Annotated in this window: 15 protein-coding genes; 4 read left to right on the forward strand and 11 right to left on the reverse strand. The window is 37.4% G+C overall.

Going from position 1 to position 24645, the window contains the following annotated elements; all coding sequences use genetic code 11:
* Window positions 1–5: 5 nt before the first annotated feature.
* The 3 genes from DUT69_RS08875 to DUT69_RS08885 all read right to left on the reverse strand — a co-directional run bounded on the left by DUT69_RS08875 (window position 6) and on the right by DUT69_RS08885 (window position 4094).
* Window positions 6–3206, reverse strand: a complete 3201-nt coding sequence (locus tag DUT69_RS08875) for a SusC/RagA family TonB-linked outer membrane protein (RefSeq protein WP_113652877.1) — start codon at window positions 3204–3206, stop codon at window positions 6–8.
* A 109-nt stretch (window positions 3207–3315) separates the two neighbouring features.
* Window positions 3316–3567 carry a hypothetical protein gene (locus tag DUT69_RS08880; RefSeq protein ID WP_113652878.1) on the reverse strand — a complete coding sequence of 84 codons (252 nt, stop codon included), beginning with the start codon at window positions 3565–3567 and terminating at the stop codon, window positions 3316–3318.
* Between the two features lie 83 nt (window positions 3568–3650).
* On the reverse strand, window positions 3651–4094 hold the full coding sequence (locus DUT69_RS08885; protein ID WP_205314242.1) for a PaaI family thioesterase: 444 nt from the start codon (window positions 4092–4094) through the stop codon (window positions 3651–3653).
* 44 nt (window positions 4095–4138) lie between these two features.
* Here DUT69_RS08885 and DUT69_RS08890 point away from each other — a divergent pair, with 44 nt between their 5' ends.
* Window positions 4139–4540 (forward strand): OsmC family protein, encoded by a 402-nt coding sequence (locus tag DUT69_RS08890; protein ID WP_113652879.1) that lies wholly within the window; start codon window positions 4139–4141, stop codon window positions 4538–4540.
* Window positions 4541–4598: 58 nt separating this feature from the next.
* Window positions 4599–4802, forward strand: a complete 204-nt coding sequence (locus DUT69_RS08895) for a hypothetical protein (RefSeq protein WP_113652880.1) — start codon at window positions 4599–4601, stop codon at window positions 4800–4802.
* Window positions 4803–4877: 75 nt separating this feature from the next.
* On the opposite strand, the gene DUT69_RS08900 is transcribed toward DUT69_RS08895, so the two are convergent.
* From DUT69_RS08900 to DUT69_RS19200, 4 genes are all read right to left on the reverse strand, one after another.
* Window positions 4878–6458: a M1 family metallopeptidase gene (locus DUT69_RS08900; protein WP_113652881.1), complete on the reverse strand. Its 1581-nt coding sequence runs from the start codon at window positions 6456–6458 to the stop codon at window positions 4878–4880.
* Window positions 6459–6546: 88 nt separating this feature from the next.
* On the reverse strand, window positions 6547–7554 hold the full coding sequence (locus DUT69_RS08905; protein WP_113652882.1) for an LLM class flavin-dependent oxidoreductase: 1008 nt from the start codon (window positions 7552–7554) through the stop codon (window positions 6547–6549).
* 11 nt (window positions 7555–7565) lie between these two features.
* Window positions 7566–7871 (reverse strand): ArsR/SmtB family transcription factor, encoded by a 306-nt coding sequence (locus tag DUT69_RS08910; protein ID WP_113652883.1) that lies wholly within the window; start codon window positions 7869–7871, stop codon window positions 7566–7568.
* A gap of 69 nt (window positions 7872–7940) precedes the next feature.
* Window positions 7941–8114, reverse strand: a complete 174-nt coding sequence (locus tag DUT69_RS19200; protein WP_162796228.1) for a hypothetical protein — start codon at window positions 8112–8114, stop codon at window positions 7941–7943.
* Window positions 8115–8212: 98 nt separating this feature from the next.
* Here DUT69_RS19200 and DUT69_RS08915 point away from each other — a divergent pair, with 98 nt between their 5' ends.
* Window positions 8213–8587, forward strand: a complete 375-nt coding sequence (locus tag DUT69_RS08915; protein ID WP_113652884.1) for a hypothetical protein — start codon at window positions 8213–8215, stop codon at window positions 8585–8587.
* Here the strand turns inward: DUT69_RS08915 and DUT69_RS08920 are convergent.
* On the reverse strand, window positions 8584–8985 hold the full coding sequence (locus tag DUT69_RS08920; protein WP_113652885.1) for a response regulator: 402 nt from the start codon (window positions 8983–8985) through the stop codon (window positions 8584–8586). The two genes, DUT69_RS08915 and DUT69_RS08920, sit on opposite strands and share 4 nt — an antisense overlap.
* 700 nt (window positions 8986–9685) lie before the next feature.
* Between DUT69_RS08920 and DUT69_RS08925 the strand changes: the two genes are divergently transcribed.
* Window positions 9686–12226, forward strand: coding sequence for a hypothetical protein (locus DUT69_RS08925; RefSeq protein ID WP_113652886.1), 2541 nt, complete (start codon window positions 9686–9688; stop codon window positions 12224–12226).
* A 12-nt stretch (window positions 12227–12238) separates the two neighbouring features.
* On the opposite strand, the gene DUT69_RS08930 is transcribed toward DUT69_RS08925, so the two are convergent.
* Genes DUT69_RS08930 through DUT69_RS08940 form a run of 3 tightly spaced genes read right to left on the reverse strand, consistent with a single transcriptional unit; the run spans window position 12239 to window position 24600 of the window.
* Window positions 12239–14239: an OmpA family protein gene (locus DUT69_RS08930; RefSeq protein WP_113652887.1), complete on the reverse strand. Its 2001-nt coding sequence runs from the start codon at window positions 14237–14239 to the stop codon at window positions 12239–12241.
* A 10-nt stretch (window positions 14240–14249) separates the two neighbouring features.
* Window positions 14250–15242, reverse strand: coding sequence for a PorP/SprF family type IX secretion system membrane protein (locus DUT69_RS08935; RefSeq protein ID WP_113652888.1), 993 nt, complete (start codon window positions 15240–15242; stop codon window positions 14250–14252).
* A 37-nt stretch (window positions 15243–15279) separates the two neighbouring features.
* Window positions 15280–24600: an Ig-like domain-containing protein gene (locus DUT69_RS08940; protein ID WP_113652889.1), complete on the reverse strand. Its 9321-nt coding sequence runs from the start codon at window positions 24598–24600 to the stop codon at window positions 15280–15282.
* Between the last annotated feature and the right edge of the window lie 45 nt (window positions 24601–24645).

Genomic DNA, 24645 nt, shown 5'->3' on the forward strand with positions numbered 1-24645 from the left:
AAATATTAGAAACCGAACTCTAAACCAAACGTGTAGGTTTTTCCAAATGGAGTTTCCCATCCTCTCGTACCGTAAGAGTTAACCTCGGGATCAGCATTTTTAAACTTAGAAAACGTTAATAAGTTTGAACCATTAAAATAAACTCTTGCATTTGAAGCACCGATTTTGCTAATGATATTTGTTGGTAAACGGTAAGCTACCGTTACATTTTTTAAACGCATAAAACTAGCATCATACAAATTCCTGCTACTGTACTGTATAGCATCAGTTAAATCTAAACCACTAAGTTTTGGTAATGTACCGTTTGGATTTCCTGGAGTCCACATATTATCGTAGTATTCTTGAGAACGAATTCTTTCCCAGTAATAACCATCGTCTGCAACGTCTTTAGAGGCACCATCGTAAATTTTACCACCAATTTTATAGATGAAATTTAACGCCAATGAAATTCCTTTATATTCAACATCGGTATTAAAACCACCATAAACTTTAGGAGAAGCATCTCCCAAAATAATTTGTGCGGCGTTTCCAAATGTACTGGTAGCTGGTCTGCCGTTGTACACAAAATCTGTAGTTGTTGCTGTTGCTCCATTTTTATACCATACATTTTTACCATCTGCCGGATTAGTTCCTGCCCACTCAAATCCATAAAAGCTATATGTTGGTTGTCCTTCTTTAAAAATATATTGCGCTCTTGCATCGCCACCAGTTGGGTCGGTCCAAATAATATCTTTACCACCATTAAGCTTCGCTACTTTTGATTTAATGAAAGTTGCATTAACATTTGCACTCCATCTCCAACCATTTTTGCTAATGATATCTCCCCCTAAATCAACTTCAATGCCTCGGTTATTCATTTCGCCGACATTTCTTAAAGTTGAGCTGAAACCAGTGATCATTGACGTTGGTACATCTTGTAATAAATCTCTAGAATCTTTATTAAAATACTCAACTGAACCTGTAATTCTGTTGTTAAATAATCCAAATTCTAATGCAAAGTTTGTAGAATAGCTGGTTTCCCAAGTTAAATTCGGATCAGCGATTTGAGTTAAGGTACCGCCGGGTTGAGATAGGTATTTAGAGCCGTAACCGGTTAATGATCTCCAACCAAAGTTTGCAGTAGGTGTTGTACCGTTTGTACCATAAGAAGCCCTTAAACGTAGGTTGCTTATGTAGGTAAGGTCTTTCATAAACTCTTCGCCGTTTATTTTCCAAGCACCAGCTATAGACCAGAAATTACCCCAACGCACCCGTGGGTCTAATCTTGATGAGCCATCTCTACGGAAAGATCCCGAAAGGAAATACTGTTGGTTGTAATCATACTCCGCACGAGATAAAAATGAAACAATTGAATTACCCCAATCGTAAGCAGATGCATTTGTTACACCAGCGGTAGCAACTGTATGTAGAGCGCTTGATGGTAAATCTGTTCCTGTAGAACGTTGAAATTCTGTTTTATTTTTTTCAGCCTCAAAACCTGCTAATAAACCTAAGTTATGTTTCTCAAAACTTTTGTTAAAATTTAAAGTAGTTGATGAAACCAGTTTGTTAACATTTGTTGTAAAAGCATTTACACTTCCTTTTGTGGCTACGCCATTAAAATGCAGTGCACTGTAATATAAATCGTCGGTAATTTGAGAATTATCGTAAGAGAATATCGATTTTAAATTAAGCTCTGGCAAAATTTTAACCGTTACCGTTTCGTTTGCGGTTATCCTTTTAGTAACCGATGAGTTTTCCCATTCATTATCATAATAAATAGCATTTTGCGCTAAACTATTGTAACGAGCGGTAAAAGGCAAACCGGTTTTATAATCTGTAGGCCAATAGAACCCCCACAAAAGATTCCTAGTTTGTAAAAAGTAATTAGAACCTGTGTTCCTAGTATCGTTATATCCAGATTGACTGGTTCTTGCTAGGTTGATATTTGTGGCTAATTCTACATATTTACCTATATTCTGCGAGAGATTTAGCCTGCCTGAAAACCTGTCAAAATCGTTAACTCTAACCCTACTTTGGTCTTTTGTATAAGCAAACGACGTATAATATTTCGTATTTTCATCGCCACCACTTACTGCTACGTCATTTGTTTGATAAATTGCAGTTCTAAACAGTGCATTTTCCCAGTCGTAAAATTTTCCATCACGATTTTCGACACCGTCTGTCTTACCTTTTATGGTTACATTTTCATACATACTAGTTCCTTGAGTCGAAAATTCGTAACCATGGATTCCAAAACCATAGCCGGTTGTTGGCGTGCCATAAGTTGTGCCAGGAGCCCAGTTTCTAGAGTTCAATCGCATCAAGGTTTGTTCGTTAGCTTGTTGTGGAGTTCTGCCCGCTGCAATACGAGAATCGTAAAGTATGCTATATAACATATTTATCTGTTCTTGCGGTCCAGCGGTTTCGTAATTATCGGTAGCCCAAGTTGGTGTAAAACCAACAGAAGAACGAACGGTAATTGATGGCTTGCCACTTTTTCCTTTTTTTGTGGTGATGATAACTACACCATTGGCCGCTCTAGAACCATACAAAGAAGAGGCGGCTGCATCCTTTAATATTGTAACGGTTTCAATATCGGCCGGATTTAGCGAACTCATGATATTATTGGTAGCCATCGTATAATCGCTCATTTGCCCAGCGTTACCAGAAACAACTGGCACACCATCAATAACATACAAAGGTTCGTTTGAAGCACTCATAGAGCCGATACCTCTAATTCTAATACTTGCAGTTGCGCCAGCCTGTCCAGAAGATTGTGTCACTTGTACACCTGGAGTTCTTCCAGCTAAGGCATTTTCAAATGATGTAAGTGGTAAATCTTTGTTTGGCTTGATAGAAGCGGCCGATCCTGTATAGGTGCTTTTTTTAGTTGTTCCGTAAGCTACTACTAACACTTCATCTAAGTTTTGCTGCGAGGAACTTAGCGATACGTTAACATCGCCCGCTCCGATTACAGCTTCTTTGGTTTCATAACCTAGATATTTAAAAACCAACGTGGTACTTCCGGTCGGAAGATTAAGCGTGTACGTACCATCTGGTTGTGTAGTGGTGCCAACAGCTGTACCTTTAACAAGTACGCTTACACCGGGGATTCCAACACCGTCTGCAACATCTGTTACTTTTCCTCTAATTGTTTTTTGAGCATAGGTAGCTGTTGCAAACAGTAAAAATCCTAATAAGATTAAGATAGATTTTCTGTTCATATTCTGTTAATTAAGTTTAAGTTGTTTGAAATTTAGCAAAAAACATCAACTAAAACTTATAACAGCTCGTTATTTTGAACAAAAATTAATCTAAATAAGCAAATGAAGATTAGACAGCGTAGTTTGGAGGGGTTTCGCTGTCAATTCTACCGATGATTTGATCTAAAACGCTTTGGTCTAAATTGGTAAATTTAGACGAATACCATTTGGAAGATTTCTCATCAAGCCAAATGCAAAACGAGTGGCAATCTTCTAAAATTACAGCATAAGTTAGATGAAAATCATCTTGAATCCTCATGCAAAATCCTTTAAAGGTTTTTCCTTTTACGTCAAACTGGAGGTTTAAATAATTGCTCAACATGGTAATTTGGTTTTAGGGTGATGTAATAACAAATCTGTAAATCAAATGTTTAACCAATGTTAAAATAAAATTATTTTATTTCCTTAACCCACATTAAGCATGTTAGAATATCCCTTGGCTATTAATCTGTTTTTTGCAGGTAGGTAGATTTCGCATTGCAAATTTATAATTGTTCTACCTTGTTTAACAATAGTAGTTTTTGCAGTAATAATATCTCCTTCTACGGCGGGCGCAAAATAATCTATGTTGTTATTTACCGTTGTATATTTTGCAGAAAGACCCAAAGTAAAAACTGTAGCACCAATTAAATCGTCTATTATACCAGCCGTAATACCACCGTGCAAAATTTTATGCGGATTAGTCATCTCTTTTCTAATTACGTAACTACAATGTAAACTGCCTTTTTCAGCATGAATTAATGTAGGTTTTAACCAATTCATAAAAGGCGATGGAGACTGTGTAATTTCTTTGCCAGTAAATAATTTGAAGTTTTCTAATACACTTTGTGGTTTATTTTGTTCTTCCATTTTATGTAATGTTTACACTAAATTAGCCATTTAAACTAAAAGATATGAGCAAAGAGATAATTACTGCAATAACTGAATTAGACAAATCCAACTACAAAACCAAAGTTTACGCCGGCGGACATTTTATTTATGCGGATGAGCCCGAAGCTCTAGGTGGTACGGATGAAGGAATGAATCCAGGTGCTTTATTATTAGCAAGTTTGGGAAGCTGTACTGCAATAACAGTAAGAATGTATGCTGATAGAAAAGAAATTCCTTTGGATGAAATTAAAATTAGTTTAGCAATTTGTCCGGAGGACGAAATGGACAAAAGTACAACCATTACTAGAAAAATTGAATTGATTGGAGCGATTAGCGATGACGATAGAAAACGTTTATTGATTATAGCGGACAAATGTCCTATCCATAAATTATTAACAAATCCCATTAAAATAGAAACAGCATAATAAAACATTTTGCCTTCTGAACTGTAATTTAACAAGTTTTAACCTTAATAATTTTAAGATGGAAGATGTAAGTGAAACAACTTCGCAAGATGCGTTAAACAACGCTAACGAAGATAAAAAACCAGTTGGCTATGGCAGTTCTATACAAAATAGTGGTAACGGAAATAAAACCAGACCTACCGATTTAGATAAGCTAAAGGCTGAAGAGACAGTTAAGAATGAAGAACAAACAGATGAAGATGCCGAAAAAGGCCATGCTTAAGGTAAATCGAATAAACTTCAGATTTATGACTTACGAAGCTTAGACAAATAAAAAAAGCTTCGTGAGTCTCTGTAATTAATTTTTAAAATCGCCTTCTTTGTTTAATAATTTAAAGTAATCATCAAGATTTACACCAAGCGATTTCTCAAAACTCGCCTTCAAATCATTAGGACTAGGATGTTTGTTTTTCCAATCGTTGAAATAGGTTTTAAATGCCTGATCCATTTTCTCTCTTCCGACATTAGATTCTAAAATGTAAAGCCAAAGTGCGGTTTTCACGTACGATGTCATCGAATAATCCTGTGCAGATGCAAATTTATCAGCTGGCGTATCTATAGCTGGCTTAATTGGCACATTAATCATTGCGTTATAAACGGACGCCAAAAATTGATCGGCTGGTAAAGCTTTAATATTCTCCGGAATTGCATTACCAAAAACAGCGTTCGTTTTATATTTTTCGGCTTCATACCTAAACTGAAAATAAGTGTTTAAACCCTCATCTTGCCAAGTATGCATACGCTCATTACTGCCTAAAATACTCATAAACCAATTATGACCAACCTCGTGTGTAATAACTGCATCTAAAGATGCTGGTTTTGCATCAGGGCTTGTAATTAATGTAATTGTCGGATACTCCATACCGCCACTCGAGTTGTTTTTAGGACCTTCTACTACTTGTACAACTGGATACTCGTACTCTCCTATCCAATTACTATATTTCTTCAAAGCGTCTTTTGTATAATCTACGCTAGCTGTCCAAATTTTTTTTTTCTTGTTATGAAAATAAGTAAAAACATCTACCACTTTACCCGACGCCAATTTTGCGGTATCGTACTGTATCACAAAGTTTTTATCAGCAAACCAAGCAAAATCTGGCACGTTTTCCATCTCGTAGCTTAGTGTTTTAGTTGCATTACTTTTTGCAACGTAAAGTGTAGGCTTATCATTTCGCTCTGCGTTATTTTTTGCACCTATAGTTCTGTATTGCGATAATTCGTCTTCTGTTTTTAAAACACCTGTTGCGCCAACTACGTAAGCCGATGGCAATGTGATATTAACTTTATAGTTTCCATAGTCATTGTAAAATTCTCCCATGTCTAAGTATGGGAACTCATGCCACCCATTAACATCAAAAACTGCAGGTTTTGGATACCATTGCGTTACCATAAATTCGCCATCCGCAAAGCCAGACCTAGAAAAATAGCTTGGCAATTTTACGCTAAAATCGGTTGTAATATTTGCAGTTTCTCCGGGCTTTAAAGGATTTGGCAAGAGCACTTTAACCACGTCTATATATTGCGGATTGTTATGTGGTTCTACAGTAGCAACTTTGCCATCTTGCTTAAAACTTAATCCATCTATACTGCCGTAAGTATAGTTTGCCATTTTCTTTTTTCTGGAAGGATCACTCTTAATTTGTTGAAACATAGCGGTTGTTTCTTGCTTGTAGGCATTTGGATAAATATGAAACCAAATAAAATCTAAGGTTGTAGGCGAGTTATTTTTATATGTGATTTTTGCATTTCCATTTAATGTTTTTTCTATATCATTCAAAGCAACATCAATCTGAAAATCTACCTGTTGTTGCCAATATGAGTTTTGGGCAAAAGCATTTAAGTTTATCAGCAGTAAAAGAAATACGATTAGTTTTTTCATGGTAGCTATTTTTGTGGAAGATAATAATTTTGAACATAAAAAATGGCACCCGATGTGATCAAGTGCCATTTTTTTATATTATTTCAAGTTATTTGGAGAGCATTTCCGCAAATAATTGATAGGAATAAAGTCTCGCGGTATGATCGTAAATGTGTGAAGTTACCATTACTTCATTAACCCCTGTTTGATTTAAAAAAGATTGCATTTGCGCTTTAATTTTAGCCGGACCTCCTATAAATGAAACCGCTAACATTTGGTTTACAGCTTCTTCCTGCATTACGTCCCAAACATCATCCATATTATCAACTGGTGGTTGCAATAGTTGTCGTTTTCCTGTTACAATGCCCATAAACAGTTGTTTTAAAGAAGTCGATAATTTCTCTGCTTCTGTATCAGTATCGGCCATTACGGCATTTACGCAAGCCATTACATACGGTTCTTTAAGCATAGCTGATGGTCGGAAGTTTTGCCTGTAAATCTGTATAGCTTCCATAAAATAGGTAGGTGCAAAGTGTGTGGCAAATGCATAAGGTAATCCATAAGATGCTGCCAAATGAGCACTTTCTGTACTCGAACCTAAAATCCACAAAGGTACATCTGTACCTTCGCCCGGGATTGCCCTTACGCTAGCCCCGCTATTGCTAGCCGATAGATACTTTTGAAGTTTCAAAACATCCTGCGGAAAACTGTGAGGCATATTAACTCTTCCACCTCTAATTTCCATAGCAGTTAATTGGTCCGTTCCAGGTGCTCTTCCTAAACCCAAGTCTATCCTATCGGGATACAAAGTTGCCAAAGTACCAAATTGCTCTGCAATAATCAATGGCGAGTGGTTTGGCAACATGATACCGCCAGAACCAACTCTAATTTTTTCGGTTTTACCCGCAATGTGACCGATAAGTACCGACGTTGCAGAACTTGCTACACTAATCATATTGTGGTGTTCTGCAAACCAATATCTGGTGTAACCCAAGTTCTCTACATGTTGCGCTAGTATAACGCTATTGTTAAATGTATCAGCAATAGTTTTTCCTTCTACTACAGATGCCAGATCTAGCACAGAGTAAGTTAAATCTGTCAATTTTTTATTATCCATAAATATAAATGCTATAAATCTGAAGCTATAAGGTTGCTTAAAAGCGCAAACGTTTCTTCGTTACGCTTGTAGTAAGTCCACTGGCCAGATCTGGTTGCGGTTACTAAACCTGCCCTTTGCAAAATTGCCAAGTATTCTGACACCGTAGATTGTGTTAATCCGGCCTTTTGCTGAATATGACCAACACAAACGCCTAAACACTCCGGTTCATTTGCAAACTTGTAATCTGGAAAAAACTTTTCGGGTTCTTTAAGCCAAGCTAATATCTGCAAGCGAGTCTTATTACTTAGCGCTTTAAATACTTCAATCTGCTCCATAGCACAAATATATATCGACTTTTTCCGATATTCCTATTTATTTTAATTACGTGACACAATTTGAACAAATTAATCTTCTATCCCCTCAAAATTTTCATCACTGCTTTTCTTAGTATTGTTTTCATCCTGTTTGCCCCCGATAAAAAGATTTCCATTTTCATCGGTTTCAATCTCCTCATTTGTTTTTCGTTCAACAGGGTTGATTTTTGGCTTTTGCGTTTTCTTAGTAGATTTATTTTCCATTTTAATTTTGCTATTTAATAACAAAGGATTGAGAACGTAAATGGTTTTATAAAAACGCTAATCTGAAAACCAAATGCTTTTAATGTGGTTGTGTCTTTATGCAAACATTATTCATTTTAGCAATACCAGTTGCATGCTTGGCATGGACAGTTACCAAAGAAGAAGTATTTAGAGAGGCAAGAGAATTTTGCGTAGACAGATCGCAAAATTGCGATAAGCTTTATAAGCGGAAGTTTTTTTACTTATTTACCTGCGAATACTGTTTTAGCCATTACGTAACTATCTTAATGCTCGTAATGACTAATTATAAATTGCTATACAGCGATTGGAGAGGCTATGTAATTGCCGGTTTCTCTATAGTTTGGATCGCTAATGTATATATGAGTCTTTATAACCTAATAAGGATAGATTTAAAGAAACAAAAGATTATAGCAAAAAAGGAAGAGCAGAACTTAGAAGAACAGCAGTCTTAGTTTACAATATCAAATAATGGCGCCCACTGACTTTTACCAGACGGTCTTTGCATTGTTTTAGTGATACATGGATCAGAAGTTATAAAATCCATATCCTCGGTATTGTTAGCTTCTGTTAAAACAACGATTTTACAGGCGTTCTTGAATTTATCGTTGTAGTGAGAGAACCTTTCTAGAAAACCGATTCCATTTACTGCTGGCATATCTAAGTCTAAAATAATTAGCGATGGAAGTTCTTCGATCTTGTCCTGTTTAGCATCTAGGTAATTGAGCGCTTTAAGAGCACTGCCCATAACCATAACCTCCCAGTGCGGATTTTGATTTCCCACCATTTGATTTGCTGAACCTTTAGTTTTCGGTTTATCGTCAACAATCATTATTCTATTTTCTCTTATCATGGCTTAGTTTGTTTATCGATTAATTATTAACCTTTAGGCAAATTTATAGCCAAAAGATATCTTCAGGTAAGTTATCTTAAGTCTATTTAACTAAATTAGTATAAGAAACAAATGTTAACGTAGACCAAAGTATGTAAGTTGTAGAGAAAAAAATTCCTCAAATCTCAATTCCTCAGCCTAACAGAATATTCCATTTTTAAAAATCGAGCAATAAATTACCCATCAAAGAGATATTATTCCCCAATACGGGGAATTTATTTCCGATTTTGCAATTTTAGATTTAAAAATTCACTAAGCATTCCCTTTATAGTTGTGGAATAAATTCAACGAAAAAATTAAGCTGGAAATTACACACTCAAAAAATAAAAATAATTATCTAAGTAATCAATTAGTGGCAGAAAAGTAGTTTTTGGGCTAGTATTTCGGAAAATACTTGATTAAAGCAATTTTATATCAAAAATATTAACTGAAAATAACATCTTAAAACTTTGGGTTGTTCATTTTGTTCATTGTTCATTCAGTTAAAACAATTAACCTATGATTAAATGTATATATATCGTAGATAATCAACTGTATACCTGAAGATTATTACAAAAAGTTGTATATTACATAAAACCTACGTCGAAATGACGTTTATAAAATTCTCATTTAATGGCCTATATTTAGAAAATAGTTAAATTAAAACGCAGCTCATCCACACATGCCCTACACGTTAATCCTTCAAGATTTAAAACGGTTAATTTTAGCTAAAGCTGGAATAAAAATAATCAGCCCATCAGATTGTAGGGTCATTTCTATATCTATACAACAAGAGTTAAGAAAGAACATCAGCGAAACAACTATCAAACGTCTTTTCGGATTTGCTGAAATAAAACACGACTTTTCTAAATTTACCATTAACACACTTAAAGAATATGTTGGTGTGCTTGAAGAGCAAGTGGAGGATTCTACCGTATCTACTATCATAACAAATGAGGATCTTAGCCAAATCAGAGCAAAAGCGCTAAGAATATCCCAATACACTTTGCAAAATTTAAAAAACAGGTGTACCGTACCTTACGAGATGACTGTTCCGCGTAAATTTGCCCGACATGATTTCGATTTCTTCTACAACAGCAATTTCAATTTTACAGCTTTTGTTTCACAACCTGGCTACGGAAAAAGTATATTAATTAGCCATTTGGTGCAAGAAATGTTTTTTGAAAAAAATGCACCACATCAAAACGACATTGTTCTTTTGATAAATGCCGATCACATATTTAATAGTGAGCTTTTTGAACTTAGTTTAGAAGATAGAATAAAACAAAAACTTGGCTTAAATCCAGAGACAGATTTAATAAGATACTTTGATGAACATTGGAAAACTTCATACACAAAATTTGTAGTTATAATAGATGGTTTTTCTGAATTAATTATCAAGAAAATATATAAACCTCAAATATTCGACAGGCTTTTAGGCTTTATCGGTGCAATTGACGGAAGCGATAATATAAAGCTAATATTTACCATGCGCTCCACAACTTGGAACAGATTTTATGAACGCATGCGATACTCGCACTTTTTAAAAAAGAAATGGTTTACCGGCAGTTATTTTAATTTAAGAGATAGCTCAAACGTGCCTCCTTTAAATGAGGTTGAAGTAAAACAAATATTTGAGCAACTAAGTGATGTTCCCTTCGATTCTATTAGCAATAAACTTAAATCCCAACTAAAATTCCCTTTTCATATTCAATGGTATTACCTTCTTAAAGAAGAATATGCAAATTTCGAATCTTACACCAATATTGTCTTTTTCGAAATAATTGCGAGGTTTATACAAGAAAAGGTTTACAATTCAACCTATGCTACCGAGAAGGTTTCATTTTGCAAAAAACTTATCCATCTTACTAATTACGGGCGAAAGGAAAATGTTGTTTTAAAAGCCGATTTAATAAAGGAATTTCCGGTTTTTAAAAATGCCTATATGGAATTATTGGCAGATGGAATCCTTGTTGAGGAGAAACGATTGGTGAATGGATTTATAGAAGAGCATGTTCGTTTTGTACAGTCTCACGTTTTCGAGTATTTTTTATTCATAGAGCTGTACGACCTTTTCGAGAAAAATCCGGATGCGAAATTCTTTGGGGCAATAGATAGCGAGTATACCGGAAACCAGGTTCGTTTTCAGCTATTGCAATGGGCAATCAGGTTAATGATAAATTTGGGACAACTGAGAGAACTCTCTGCAGTTTTACATTTAAAGCTGAATAATTACGAAAAAAACTATTTGGTTTACTTTATTGCCGAAAATTTAAACTTCAGAAATAAATTCCATCCCGAAATTAAAAAAGCGATAAATCAGCAAAATTTACACAACCTATTAATTAAACACCTCATTCATTTCGATTTTGTAGATTCTAGTTATAAAGACGCAGTCGCATCCTTAATAAACGTTGCAGACGATGGGGAAATTAAGTTGTTTTACGAGTCTATACTTGCAATTTTTGATTGCATGAGCTTAGATCAGGACAAAATTCTTTACAGATTAAACCAACTTAAAAGTTTAAAAAGCCACAGTTCTGCTTGGGAAGTTAACCCTTACAAAGTTGCAAAATTAATTTATTTGCGGTTAAAGGGAATTACACTAAGTGAAGATGAACAAATTTTAACTATTGAGCGGTTTAAAAACGACAGTAACTTCGAACTAAAGGAAGCAACCGATTTGCCCAACAGCAGACAGGTATTAAGTTATCTTATGATGTTTGTTTTAAATCTGTTTTACGGAAATCAGTTTGAAACGAAGAAGATTATTAACACCATAACCAGACTTCATCCAAAGCTTTTAAAATCCAGAAAAACGTTTTCTCTTTATCTGTTAAATTTATTGGCACAGGCAAGCGCCAGAGTGCAACCAGATGAAACAACTGATAAGATGGAAAATCTGCTGGCTAAGCTATACGCTGTGGACAATAAGGTGAGCCCAACTTTATATACCCAATCGGTTTTTTTATCACTCAAAGCAGAACAAAGCAGAAATAGAAAAGATTTTGATTCGGCATTAAAATATGCGAAAGAATGCTTAGATATTTACGAAAGGAATGACATTACCGTAAATCAGATTTTTATGTACAATCTAATTATCAATATTTATAAAGAATTGGGAGAGCAAGATAAGGTTGAAGAGTACAGTTATAGGAAAATAAGTTTGCTGGATAGCAAAAATGTAGACCTGGGTTTATTCAGATCTACATCGTATATATAGACAAAATTAAAACTATTTTTTGGTTACTTTAAATTCCGTTCTTCTATTCAAGGCCCTTCCTTCCGGGTTATCAACTCCATTTTTTAATTGGTTTGCTGCAATCGGCATGGTTAAACCATAACCTTTACTTGCTAAACGTCCGGGGTTTATTCCTTTATTTATCAAATAATCTACACATGATTTTGCTCTACGATGAGACAAATCCATATTGTAATCTGCTTTGCCAATATTATCTGTATGTGCGCCAAGTTCTATCTCAATATTTTTGTTATCTACCATCAAATTATACAAATAATCAAGGGTAGCTTGTGATGATGGCGTAAGTTCGGCACTGTTAAACTCGTACAAAATATTTTCCAGCACAATAGGCTTATCAACTATAAAAGGCACTAAACAAAGCTCATCACTTTTTAATGTATCAACGCTTGCAAGTTTCTCATAGCCGTAAGTTAAATTTTTAGCAAAATATAAATCCTTAACTGCGTTTAGTTTAAAGCCTCTATTAGAATTTATGCCAAAATTATATAATCCATCGGCATTCGTTTGCGTAGTTTGTGTTCGCATGTCATTGCCAGTTAGGGTAACCGTTGCGCCTTCCAACGGTTTTTGTGTTTTGCAATCTATAAGTTTCCCATTAATAAAAAGTGTTTCTCTTTTAACCTTAAAAATTTCTAAACAACAAAGCGATTCTCGATCTGAACTGATGTAACCCTCTGTATCTAAATCATCTAACGAAGTAAAATACATATCATCTTTGGCAGAGTTAAACGGATAGCCTAAATTTATTGGTACCTGCCAATCAGCAAAGTCGCCAGTAGTTTCAAAAAAATCATACCCCCCCATACCAACTCTCCCATTGCTACTAAACAAAAGCCTTTGAGTTTTCGGGTTATAATATGCAGCCTGTTCATCGCCTTTGGTGTTAATCTTCTCTCCCATGTTAACAGCATTCCCTGTAGTTCCGTCGGCTCTAATAATGGCATACCATAAATCGTATTTACCAGAACCGCCAGGTCTATCAGACGAAAAAATGAGGTATTTTCCATCTTTAGTAACGGAGGGTTGGATAGAGTTAAATCCGTTTACATTTATCTCACCTCCTAAAACTACTGGGTCTGTCCACTTATTTTCACCTATTTTTTTAGACAGATAAATACTTTTCGTTCGCTCATCCTTATTAATCCATGCGGTAAAATACATTGTATTTCCGTTGGGATGAAAACTTGTTGCCGCCAATTCCATTTGTTTAAGATTAACATTTACTTTACTTACAGATGTGGCGTTTTCTGCATTATCGGCAACGTAAATGGCATTAATATATGGCGTTTCTTTTTTAACAACTTTATTATTTGAAGCTGTGCTAGTTAAAATTTCGCTCTTCCCACTGCCGCCAGTTGGTCTTGATGATGTGAAATAAAAATCATCTTCAATTAGAATTGGAGCATAATTTGAGCCTTTTTCATTAATATTTGCACTTAATCGATCTAACTTAAACAATCTAGGATACTTGATTTCGGCCAGTGCAAATTTGCAAGATTCAATTTCAAACTTTGCCAATTCCTTGTAGCCATCATTCAGTGTGTACCTCTTGGCAAAGTTGCTGAATGCTAATATGGCCTCATCAAACCTAAAATTAGCACGCAGACAGGTTGCATACCAAAATTCGCTCTGTGCATACTTTGCATTAGTAAAACTCGTGGCTATCGCATACCACTTCTCTGCATCCTGAAAGTTTCTGTACAGGCGTAATGATGTAGCGAGTTGATAAACCGCATATTCGTAATCATTCTTTTTTGGGCTTTCTTCTTGTATTTTCTTTTCGAAGCCATGAGGAACCACGAAACCTGTACTATCTGCAGAAATTTGCAACGCTTTTTTGTAATACTCTGCTGCTGCGTAATATTCTTTATTTAAAAAGTATACGTCGGCAACGCGTTTAGAATCTGCTGTCATCTGTGCATTAACCACAGATAGGTTTATTAAACTGATAAATATAATGATGATAGTGCGCATAGATTTGATATTAAAGACGTGGACAGAAAAAATTTGGACCTACGATGCCTTTTCTACTGGTAAACGATATGGAAACTTCTAAACCACCCCGACTGCCAGTAGCTCTATTTAGGTTAGAAGTATTAAAATCATAACTAAGACCAACAACCATACTTTTCAAATGAAGGCCTAAAAAAGCGATAGCGGCATCATCAACTCTGTAATTTGAACCGAACAACAAATCTGATTCGGTACCGAGCATTAGTTGTGCATATGCGCCGCCAGCTATTTCTTGGGCATTACCTTGTTTTAAATAAATAAAATTTGGTGTAATACTCAGCATCGGATTCATCACTATTCTTGCTCCACCGTGCCCCGTAAATCGCATAGGATATCTTTCTTCGCCACCTATAAATTTATCTTTAGGACGAGTTAGATGCGAAACGCTTGCACCACCAAAAACATTAACAGTTTTATATCCGCTCCCATCGAAATACATGATGCCTGCATTTACATCTGGAGCAAGAAAGTTGTTGGCATTAATATTTTCATTAAATCCCATTCCCGGATCGTAACCTGTAACGGGGTTATATTGGCTACCTAACGTGATTTTTGATTGATCAATACTTTTATTTATTACACCCACCTGCATTCCGAAATTAACAATCTGATCTCCTTCCCTACCAAATCTGATTCGGTATGCGGCAGAAGCGACAGCATTTAATTGATTAAAACCAATATCGCCTGCCCGCTGATTGATAACCATGCCGCCTAAAGCGAGATTTTTGGCTGGTGCCATATCAAAAGATGCACCAGCAGTTAAATAACCATTATTTAAGTTACTCCACTGTTGCTTAGCATTTACGTTAACCCTGTAATCGCCATCTGTTACGCCAGTTAAAGCAGGGTTTAACCATAACGGATTGGCATAATATTGCGAAAAATGCGGATCGATTTGAGCCTTTGCCAAATTTGTACTTAAGCTTAATCCTAGTATTGCGATAATTATAAGTCTGTGTTTCATCTGATTCGTTTTAGGTATTTCGTTGCAATTTTTGGTATTATTTAAGTAAGGTTATGGTGCCCTTGTAAAGCTTAGTCGCCCCACTATTAAAGGTTACATCGATGTAATAAACATATACACCGTTAGGTTGCAAATTGCCTCTATATCTGCCATCCCATCCGTTATCTAGCGAGGTAGATTCGAAATAATACTCTCCCCATTGATTATAGATTCTCATTCTGAATTTGGCAATAGAATTACCGTAGGCTAAGAAAATATCGTTTTTACCATCGCCGTTTGGCGTAAAAGTATTTGGTATGTAAAGTTCATCGGCAAAAGGATTACCAGACTTACCTTCTACAGGACCAGCATTTGCACTTGTTTGGCAATCTATTTGTCCTTTTGCCCTAACGGTGATACTTACCAATTGATCTGGTTTAAGGCCGGCTATGGTAATTGTTGTTGAAGTTTGCGTTGTCCAAGTTGCGCCTCCATCTCTAGAAACTTCATAAGCTATTGCGCCATCTACTGCGTTCCATTCAAACGTTACGCTTGCTGCATCAGCAGATTGTACGCGTACTACAGGAGTTGCAAGTACGGGTAGAACCGTTACTGTTACGGCAGTTCTTGTAGGGCTTGAACATCCGCCAGTAATTGCGACGCTTTCAACGTAAAAAGTCGTTGTAGCCGTTAAAGCTGTTGGCGTATAACTTATGCCTTCTGCTAACATTGTTCCGCCAGAGCTATTTGCATACCATCTGTAGGTTAAGTTTGCATCAGGATTTACAATGTTTAATGCTGTAGTAGATCCACTACAAATTGTTGCACTAGTTGCAGCAACATTTGTAGGCGCCAAAGGCAATGCTTGGCTAGTAATATTTACAGCTGTTCTAGCACTAGCGAAACAACTACCGTTTGATGCTTCTACGTAATAAACAATATTGGCAGTTATAGCAGGTGTAGTGAAGTTAATACCCGAACCTACTGCAGTTCCACCAGTTGCAGAAGTAAACCAGTTATAGGTTGCTCCCGCTGCTGGATTAGTTACCATAAGCACTACAGTGTTACCCGAACATACAGTTACATTATTTGAATTTAGCGTTGGGTTTGCTGGGCGTGGGGTTACTGTTACATTTACTGTAACTCTACCACTCGTGTTTACGCAATTTCCACCATTTGTTGCTTGCACATAATAAGTTGCTGAAGTATTTAAAATTGGTGTGGTAAAAGAAGCACCAGTAAAAACAGGCGCACCGCCAGTTGCTAAATCGTACCATTCGTAATTTACACCAGTTTCTGGGTTAGTAACCGAAAGTGTTGTTGTAGCACCGCTACAAATATCACGACCGGCCATGCTAACGATCGGGTTAATTGGCCTTGATGTAACAGATACCGATACAATTTTTGCAGTAGCTGAGTTATTTTCGCATCTGTTGCTACCTTTAACAGTTACGTAAAATGTTGCGGGAGCGAACAATGGCTGACTTACGAAAGTAGATCCTACAAAAACTAAATTTGTTAATGCTGCATCAGCATACCAAGTAAAAATTGGATTGCTAACGGAAGGACTACTTGCTTCTAAAGTTATGCTTCCACCTGCGCAAATTGTTGTAGGGCCATTAACTATCAAATCTGTACTAGTAGACAAACTGTTAACTGTAACAGTAACAACTTTTGCGTCTATAGCGCGGTTACCGCATTTATTATCTCCGCTAACAGAAACATAATATGTTGTATTTGCAGAAAGTGGACCAGTTAAATATGTTGGTCCGGTAAATATCGGATTGGTTAAAGACGCATCACTATACCAAGTAAATACTGGATTCGTCACTGTAAAACTAGATGCTGCCAAAGTAGCGCCACTTCCTGCACAAACATCTGCATTATTTAAGTTTATATCTGCCGCTGTTGCATATTGTTTTACTACAACAATAACAGCTTTCGCATTTGTTGCACCATTTTCACATCTGTTGTCGCCTTTAACAGTTACAAAGTACGTTGTAGTAACATTTACAGGGCCTGGATTAAATACTGGTCCGGTAAATAATGGCGTTGCTAATGTTGCATCGGCATACCAGGTAAATACAGGGTTGGTAATTGTTGCAGAACTTGCGGTTAAAGTAACCGTTGATCCAAAACAAAGTTCTAAGTTTCCACTAACTACAATATCGCTTGCAGTTGCTGCGGGATTAACTGTGATGGTAACAGATCTTGCATTTGCCGGAGAATTTTCGCATTTGTTAGAACCTTTTACTGTAACGTAGTAAGTTGTTGTCGCGGTTAATTCTGGTGTTGTAAAAATTGCCCCTTCGAAAACCTTGTTGGTTAAGTTAGCATCGCTATACCAACTGAATATTGCATTATCTACGGTTAAGCTACTTGCTGTTATTGTTGTAGCAGAACCCGCACAAATTGAACCATTTCCTGCTAAAGTAATATCAGAAGCGGATGAAGTTGGATTAACGGATACGGTTACGCGTTTAGCATCCGCAGGCAAATTATCGCATTTTTCTGCTCCGCTAACTGTTACGTAATAAGTTGTGGTAGCAGTTAATCCGGTAGGTGAAAAATTAGCGCCGGTAAATACAAGATTTGCTAATGCAACATCTGTGTACCATTTAAATACTGGTGAAACGATGGTACTACTGCTAGCACTTAATGAAGTTGTAGTAGCTCCACAAAGATTAGTAATGCCGGCTATTGTAATATCAGCTTCAGTTGCTGTCGGATTTACAATTAACGTTACCGTAGTTCTTGCAGCACTAGCACAACTATTGCTATTTACAGCTTCAACAAAAAACTGATAAGTTCCCGGAGCCAAATTTGCTGGAGTTGTGTAACTTCTGTTGTTAACAACTAAAATATTTCCGTTAACATCATACCAGTTAAAGCTGACGTTGTTAGCCGGCTCAACAGAAAGCGTTACTGGGGCATTTCCGCATGCCGTAGGTGGATTTGTTGAAATAACTGGCGCAGCTGGTGGAGCTAAAACGGTAACGGTAACCCTGGTGCCTGCGCTCTCACATCCGTTGTAAAAAGCTCTCACAAAATAATTGTAAGTACCGGCACTTAGCGTTGTAGGTGTAGAAAAAGATATTCCATCTTTTCCAGTTTGATAATCGTTTTCTAAATACCACTTGTAAATTACTCCAGTGATTGAGTTACTTACGCTTAAAATGGCAGGTGTACCTACACAAGCATTTGCAGTTGTAGCTACTACTTGAGGCGAAAGATTTTTTCTAAGCGCATAATTAAAATCAATAGAAGTTAAGGCTCCAATTAAACCTGATGAAAGTCTGACTTCAACTCCATCAAACCTTGAGGTTGGCACATAGGTTAGTATAATTGCGCTATTATCACTTAACAACTCAAGGTTAATTAGCGGGTTTGTAACTATTAATGGATCGTTATTACTATTGGCGCCTTGATAAGTTGTTAATGTTAGGGATTGTAAAACCGCTAATGAAAGTAGTTTTCCAGGTGAGGATAATTTAACGATTAAGGTGTCTCCGATATTAGATAACCCACTATCAAACCCAACTCTTTGGAATACCGACGAATTTAAAATTCCAAGTGATATCGCTAAAGACGAAGCGGTTTCACCTAAATTATCTGTTGCTAAAGTAGGATTTGAAACACCACCTAAAGCTCCACCAACTATTCCGTCGGCTAAATTAGTACTTGCAAAACCACAAGGCAGTACTTCGGTTCCGCCATTCGGAACAACCGTAACATCAACTTTAACCCTACTAGATGGTGGACAAGGGCCTGGAACTATAGTTTCTACGTAAAAACTTGTAGATGCTGTTATAGGATCGGTTACGTAAGTTGCGCCATTAAATACAGAAACGCCACCAGTAGGTACTGTGTACCAATTGAAAACTGCCCCATCGATACTTGAACTAGCAACTAAAACTGCTCTAGCTCCCGAACTAACGCTTACATTTATTTGAGGAACTATTGGCGGATCGACTGTTCCAACTGAAATCGTTGCTATTGCTTTCTGCGTTGATGGAACACCACAAGAGTTAACAGCTTCTACTGAAAAACTTGTATTCGCAGTAACGGTCGCTACAGTTAAACTAACCCCATCCCTACCAGCTAAGTAGGTGTTGCTCGCATCGTACCATCTATATGTTATTCCGCTTTGCGGATTATTTACTTGTAAAACCACAGTATTGCCACTACAAGTATTTACTGCATTTGTTACTAAAGCTGGAGTTGGTGGTATTGGATTAGCAATTACGTTTATTTCTGTTCTGGCACTCAAACAGCCAGTAGCAGAACTTGCAGCAACAAAATATTTTGTGTTTCCTGTCACGTTAGCAATTGTAAAGGTTGGGCCATCCGCACCTGTTTGGTATGTGCCAGCTTCATCGTACCACTTGTAGATTAAACTAGGACTAGCATTTGTAACCGCTAAAGTTAATGGTTGAGAAACACAAGCTGTAACGTTAGCAGATGCCACGGTTGGTGCAGCTATTACTCGTTGTCCGTAATTAACGTTTAGCGAAGTTAAGGCACCAGCCAAACCTGAATTTAGTCTTATTTCTACTTCATCAAATTGAGCTCCGGGAACAAAACTTATTAGTGCTTGACTAGTTCCACTAAGTAATTCTAAACGCACCAAAGGGTTATTTAAGCTTAAAATACCCGGATTGCTTGTTCCAGCATTTCTTGTTGATATTTGAACGCCGCCCAAAATAGATAAGCCTAATAATCTTCCCGGCGAACTTATTAACACTTTTACTGTATCACCTAAGTTAGAAGGTGTACCGAAATTCAATCGTTGATATACGTAACCTGCTACACCTACTGGCATTAACAAAGTTGATCCCGTTTGCGTATTGTCATCTACGGCTAGTTCGGGATTTGAAACGCCTGCTAGAACAGTTAGCAAACCTGAAACACCGTTATTTTGTGATACTGCGGCTTCGCACGGAACTAAATTTGGATTATTATTATTGTTAACAGTAACCGTAACTTGAACTCTGTTTACAGATGTACATCCGGTTGCAACAATAACCGATTCTACATAATAATTAGTTGTAGACGTTAACGGTGGAGTTACGAATGTTTCACCAGTAAAAATTGGCGTTGTTGCTGTTAAACTTGTATACCAATTAAAATTAACCCCTACTGTTGCCGAACTTGCAGTTAATACGGCCGTTTGACCAGTATTTACAGCAGTCGCCGAAGCTGTTACTGTTGCAGCAAGCGGACGAGGGTTTACGTTTAAGTTTACAGTTGCTCTAGTTGAACTTGTACATAAGCCTGAAACAGCCTCTACGTAATAAGTTCTGTTTGCGGTGAGTGCAGGTGTGGTAAAAGTTATCCCCGTAAATATTGGTGTTCCGCCAGTTGCTACGTCAAACCAGTTATAGGTTAAAGAAGGATCTGGATTGCTCACCGAAACCGTTGCAACAGCGCCATCACATACATTTCCCGGATTTGTAATAATTGGTACTGCTAAAGCTGGTGTAACGTTAACTAAAACGGGAAGCCTTTCTAAATTTGAGCAGTTGTTTCTGCTGGTTTCAATATAATAAGTTGTTGTTGTATTTAATATTGGGGTTGTAAAGGTATTGCCACTAGCTAACGCTACTCCGCCTGTTGGCACAGCAAACCATGTAATTGATGTTCCGCCGTTTGGCGTTGCGCTCAAATTGGCAACAGACCCAGCGCAAATATTTGTTCCTGTTGATGAAACAGCAGGTCTCGGATAAATAATTTCGGCACCGTAAACATCTAGACTAGTTAATACAGAGGCAGTTCCACCAAATCTAACCTCAACCCTATCAAATGCTTGATCTGCAGGTATGGTTACTTGAAACCTGTTTCCGCCTAATAGCCTCAAATTAAGTAATGAGCTATTTAATGGGGATATTTTAACAACATTGTTTCCATTTAATATATTAACGGTAATTCCATTCAACAAACCTAAATCAAGTAATCCGGTAGGCAATGCTAAATCTAGCCTTACGCTGTCTGTAGCTATACCAGCCTGCGGAAAAGTTAGGCGCTGAAATCCAGTTGCCCCCACGCCAACACCTAAAGTAATTCTGGTGTAGTTATTTAGATCAGCATCGGTAGAATTTCCGGCACCGTCAATTCCGCACAAAATACAAAGACCATTAACACCTGTACTTTGGACATTAGCTGCGTTACAATTCGGGCTTGTTGTATTGTTTGTAACGGTTACTGTTACCGCGGTACGGTTAGCGCTTGCGCAACTTTCTGAGCTAACTGCAGCTGCGTAAAAAGTAGTGTTGGTAGTAATTGGTGGCGTTATATAGCTTGCTCCAGAGAAAAGAAGGTTTCCGCCAGAAGCTGCATCATACCATTGTATTGTATTTGTACCATTTGTTGTTGCTTGTAAAACCGTGCTTTCACCAGTACTAATTACTGGGTTTGGCGTAATTGCTGTTGGCGGATTTGGTAATGGATTTGCATTTACCGATACCGCGACTCTTTCGCTAGTTGCTGTACCAGAAACTGCAACCACATAAAACGTTGTTGACGAAGTTACTATTGGCGTAGTAAAGCTTCCATTATTATTAGTTGCTAACGGCGCATTACCAGTAGAACCATACCAGTTATAAGTTATATTTGGTTGTAAATTAGTAACATTTAATGTTGCAGCTGCTCCGCTACAAATACTTGTATTTGCTACAATCGGCAACGGAACATTTATCATGATAACATAATCCGTTCTAACAATATTTCCGACTGCGTCTGTTGCAACTACAGAAATTGTGTATGATCCGCCTTGCGTTGGCGTGCCTGTTACCTCCCTTGTGTTTACGTTAAAGTTTAATCCGGGTGGCAAATTTGAGGCAACATAAGTGTAAGGTCCAGTTCCGCCAGTTACAGCTGGCAAAGTTTGGGTTGGATAAGTAGTGTTAACAGTACCATCTGGAAGTAATGCTGTAGGCAAGGTTAAAGTTCCATTAACCGCTAAAGTATATATCCTACTAACCGTTCTGTTGTTGGCATCTGTTGCGGTTAAAGTGATATTGTAATTTCCTGCTTGAGTTGGGGTTCCTCCTATCGCTCTGGTGTTGGCGTCGAAGGTTAGTCCGGGTGGAAGTGTTGATGTATTGTACGTATACGGACCTACACCACCTGTAGCTTCTGGTAAAAAATCTGTAGGATAAACAACTGAAACTGTTCCATTGGCTAAAGTTTTTGCAGGAAGTGCTAAAGGACTTAAAACATTTATGCTGTAGTTTGCGGTTGCGTTTCTTCCTGCCGCGTCTGTTACAGTTACAATTATTGGATAATTACCTATTGTTGTAGGAGTTCCGCTTATTTCTCTGGTAGCTTCATTAAAGGTTAAACCCGGAGGTAATCCAGAAACTGCATAAGTGTAGGGTGTTGTGCCACCACTCGCAGCCAAAATAGTTTGTGTTTGATACGGAGTTCCAACGATACCATCAACAAGTGGCGACGAGGCAATTACTAATGCAGGATCTACCACTATAGTATAATTCGTAGTAACTACATTCCCGTCTGTATCAGTTACAGTGATGGGAAATGTATATGTTCCCGCTACAGTTGGTGTTCCAGTTATTTCTCTGGTTGTCTCATTAAAAAGCAATCCTGGTGGCAGAGAACCGGCAGTGTAAGTGTAGGATAAACTTCCTCCTGTAGCCACCGGAATCTGCTGAATGGTGTAAGCAGTGCCAACAGTTCCATTTGCAAGCGTGGTGCTTGCCAAAGCTAGTCTGGCTGTGACTTTTATATTATAGCTAGAGGTTGCAGTACAGTTTTTAGCATCTGTTACGGTAATGCTAAATGGGAAATCTCCTGTTACTGTGGGCGTTCCGGTTATTTGTCCGCTAGCAGATAGCGTTAAGCCAGCTGGTAAAGCATTTGTACCAGATACAGCGTAAGTGTAAGGTGCAGTACCACCAGTGGCAACTGCAATTTGCCTGGCGTATGCATTACCCTCGTTTGCATTTGGTAAAGCAGTTGTATTAAAAACTAAAGCTGGATTTACGGTTACAACAATTGGAACTCTAATAGATTCGCTTGTGCAATTAATTCGCCTAGCTGCTACGTAAAAAGTTTTGTTTGCAGTGAGTGATCCAGTTGGATATCCAACATTAAATGCTGTAGTTGCCAACGCTGTTCCTCCTGTGGCAACGTCATACCATACAAGTTCGTTGTCTGCCGTAGTGTTTGCAGAAAGCGTTGCACCTGTGTTATAGCAAATATTTACGCTATTGGTGTTTGGAGCCGTGAACGTCGGTCGAGGTGCAGAGCTCACAATTCCATCTAAACTAATGGTTTGCGTTAGTCCAACATTTAATAAAGATCTTAATGTAATACTAACTCTATTAAAAGATTGTGTAGGTGCAAAAGGAATACTAGCTGTTTGGCCGTTATTTAGCAAACCAAGCAAATCCAAATTAATTAAGCTATTTAAACTACGTTGAAAAACTGGCGTATTACCATCGTAAGCAATTACATCAATATTATTTAAAACGTTAGCGCTAAGTAAAGCCTGATTTATGCGCATACGCAGGCTAAATTCATCGCCTACTTTAGAGTTTGAGTTAAAAAACACATTTTGAGTTATAGAACCGCCAACGCCAAGCGCACCCAAGCTAATTTCTGAAAATGTTCCATCTACACCATCTATCGCATTTTGCGGATTTGTAACACCTGCCTTACCCAAACCTAAAACATCAACCGTTAATCCAGTTCCTTCAAAAGAAGTTGCAAACGCATCTGCGCAGTTGGCCTGCCCAGTAATGTAAAAAGCATTGAATACTTGCATTTGATTTGTAGCGCCAATTAACAATGCATTAGTTACGTCCTTTATAAAAACCCGATCATAACTTTCCGTAGGTGTTATTGCTACATAAAAAAGACCATCTTTATCTCTAATTATACGGATACTTTGATCTGTGAAACCGACGCTACTTCTTCCAAATGCCTTTAAATCGCCATTACTATTTCTGGCGCCAACTTCAAAATAATGGTCGCCTAAAACCACATTACCTAACAAATTTGCTAATGCGCTTCCTAAACTGCCGCCTAAAAGATTGTTTAAAATAGCTTGATCGAAATCTATCCTAACGAATGTGGTGGTGTTAGCTGGCAATGTTGTTGGAAATTTCAATTCCAATTCGCCACTGTATCTGCCAACGTTTAGCAACACACCACCGTACGAGTGGATAACAGCAGCAGTATTAGACGCATTAGTTGCGTTAGAAGGCTGATCCACTCTAAAAGATTTAACAAATGCTTCGGTTGCATAGTTTCTAATCTGCGCATACGAATTGGATAAAACCAACGTTATTAAAAGGAACTGAAAAATAAATGCGTGCAGAATGGCTGGACGTACTTTCTGAGTAGAAATTAGCTTCATACAATAGGGATTTAATTGCGTTACTTCTACAAGTGTAGTAAGCAA

It is taken from the genome of Pedobacter namyangjuensis (genome assembly GCF_003313325.1).
GTDB classification, from domain to species: Bacteria; Bacteroidota; Bacteroidia; order Sphingobacteriales; family Sphingobacteriaceae; genus Pedobacter; species Pedobacter namyangjuensis.

Coding starts and splice junctions, on each gene's coding strand:
- DUT69_RS08935 (WP_113652888.1), bottom strand. CDS start 15,242: ATGAAACACAGACTTATAATTATCGCAATACTAGGATTAAGCTTAAGT.
- DUT69_RS08890 (WP_113652879.1), top strand. CDS start 4,139: ATGAGCAAAGAGATAATTACTGCAATAACTGAATTAGACAAATCCAAC.
- DUT69_RS08915 (WP_113652884.1), top strand. CDS start 8,213: ATGCAAACATTATTCATTTTAGCAATACCAGTTGCATGCTTGGCATGG.
- DUT69_RS19200 (WP_162796228.1), bottom strand. CDS start 8,114: ATGGAAAATAAATCTACTAAGAAAACGCAAAAGCCAAAAATCAACCCT.
- DUT69_RS08930 (WP_113652887.1), bottom strand. CDS start 14,239: ATGCGCACTATCATCATTATATTTATCAGTTTAATAAACCTATCTGTG.
- DUT69_RS08905 (WP_113652882.1), bottom strand. CDS start 7,554: ATGGATAATAAAAAATTGACAGATTTAACTTACTCTGTGCTAGATCTG.
- DUT69_RS08885 (WP_205314242.1), bottom strand. CDS start 4,094: ATGGAAGAACAAAATAAACCACAAAGTGTATTAGAAAACTTCAAATTA.
- DUT69_RS08910 (WP_113652883.1), bottom strand. CDS start 7,871: ATGGAGCAGATTGAAGTATTTAAAGCGCTAAGTAATAAGACTCGCTTG.
- DUT69_RS08895 (WP_113652880.1), top strand. CDS start 4,599: ATGGAAGATGTAAGTGAAACAACTTCGCAAGATGCGTTAAACAACGCT.
- DUT69_RS08875 (WP_113652877.1), bottom strand. CDS start 3,206: ATGAACAGAAAATCTATCTTAATCTTATTAGGATTTTTACTGTTTGCA.
- DUT69_RS08925 (WP_113652886.1), top strand. CDS start 9,686: ATGCCCTACACGTTAATCCTTCAAGATTTAAAACGGTTAATTTTAGCT.
- DUT69_RS08940 (WP_113652889.1), bottom strand. CDS start 24,600: ATGAAGCTAATTTCTACTCAGAAAGTACGTCCAGCCATTCTGCACGCA.
- DUT69_RS08900 (WP_113652881.1), bottom strand. CDS start 6,458: ATGAAAAAACTAATCGTATTTCTTTTACTGCTGATAAACTTAAATGCT.
- DUT69_RS08920 (WP_113652885.1), bottom strand. CDS start 8,985: ATGATAAGAGAAAATAGAATAATGATTGTTGACGATAAACCGAAAACT.
- DUT69_RS08880 (WP_113652878.1), bottom strand. CDS start 3,567: ATGTTGAGCAATTATTTAAACCTCCAGTTTGACGTAAAAGGAAAAACC.